At 74.4% G+C, this 1,438-nt stretch carries 1 protein-coding gene; it reads right to left on the bottom strand.

Features of this window, described 5'->3' with window-relative positions; all coding sequences use genetic code 11:
* Window positions 1-176 precede the first annotated feature (176 nt).
* On the bottom strand, window positions 177-1,438 hold a 1,262-nt coding region (locus tag D8M29_RS11920), incomplete at its 5' end, for a pyruvate kinase (protein ID WP_127446011.1).

The following is a 1,438-nucleotide window of genomic DNA, read 5'->3' on the forward strand; positions in this document are numbered from 1 at the left end:
TCGCTCCCGGCGGACCCGAGGCGCCGGCCCGGCCCGTCCCGGAGGCGGACCCCGCGCCCACCGGCCTGGACCGCTCCTACGGCGTGACCCTGCCCCCGGAGGAGGTCGCCAAGCTCATCGAGGCGCGCGGCGGCCACCCGCCCCGGCCCCAGGACGAGCCGCGCGGCTGAGCCCCGTCAGAGGGACCAGGACTCGAGCCGCCGGAGCATGTCGCGCTTCTTGCTCGCATGACCGTGCATCCGGCCCAGGATGTCGCCGAGGACGGTGACGGCGCGGTCGATGTACGGGCCCTTGTTCAGCATCGCGGCCTCGGCCCGCTGCGCCATCGCGGCGTCCGTGATCTCCGCCCGTGAGGGCAGGCCGGTCTTGGCGAGGGACTCGAGGACCTGGGTGGCCCAGATCGCGGGCACGTGCGCCGCCTCGCACAGCCACAGGATCTCCTCCTGCAGCTCGGCCATCCGTGCGAAGCCGGCCTCCACCGCCAGGTCGCCACGGGCGATCATCACCCCGACGTCCCGCCAGCGCATCGCCTCGAGCAGCATCCGCGGCAGCTGCCGGAAGGCCTCCACCGTCTCGATCTTCAGCGTGATGTCCACGTCCGGTGCGTCCTCGGCCTCGAGCGCGTCGATCAGCTGGGCCACGTCCTCGGCCGAGCGGACGAAGGACATGTTCACCATGTCCGCGTGGCGGGCCGCGAACGGGATGTGGGCGAGGTCCTCGTCCGTGAGGGCCGGGATGGCCAGGTGCGTGTCCGGGAAGTTCACGCCCTTCTCCGCCTTGAGCTTCGCCCCGCGAGGGCCGGCCTGGGTCACCTCGAGGGTGATCTCGTCGGCGGACACCGCTGTGATCCGCGCGCCGATCCGTCCGTCGTCGATGGAGACCCGGTCGCCGACCGCCGCATCCGCGAACGCCTGCGCCAGGGTGAGGCCGATCCGGTAGGGCGGCGTGTCGACCGCGGGGACCGGCTCGAGCGAGCGGGCCAGCACGATCTCCTCGCCCTCGTGCACGCGCATGGACTGCTCGAGCGGGGGCAGCTGGCCCACCTCGAGCGGACCGTGCGGCGTCGTCAGCGCCGTGCCCGTCGCCCAGTAGACCGTCTTCTCCGCCCGCACGAGCACGCCCTCGCCGTCCACCCGCTCGACCTCCAGCCTGCGGTGTGCGCCACGCGCGTCGGTCAGCTCGATCTCGTCGCCGCGCTGCAGGCCCGCCAGGGTCTTCCCGTCCGGGTCCGCCAGCGGCACGACGACGGCGCCCTCCGGCCCGTGAGCCGCGGCCACGGCGTCGTGGGTCCCGGCGGCGAGCCACACGCGGGAGGGCTCGGTGACGGTCCCGGAGGGGTCCCGGGCGGGCTTCACCTTCACGACGCGCGGGCCCGGCTCGATGGGGCCCGTGCGCACCTTCGGCCCGGCCAGGTCCATCGCGACCAGGGGAGCGGGCC

This window comes from Micrococcus sp. HSID17227 (genome assembly GCF_003989405.1).
GTDB classification, from domain to species: Bacteria; Actinomycetota; Actinomycetes; order Actinomycetales; family Micrococcaceae; genus Micrococcus; species Micrococcus luteus.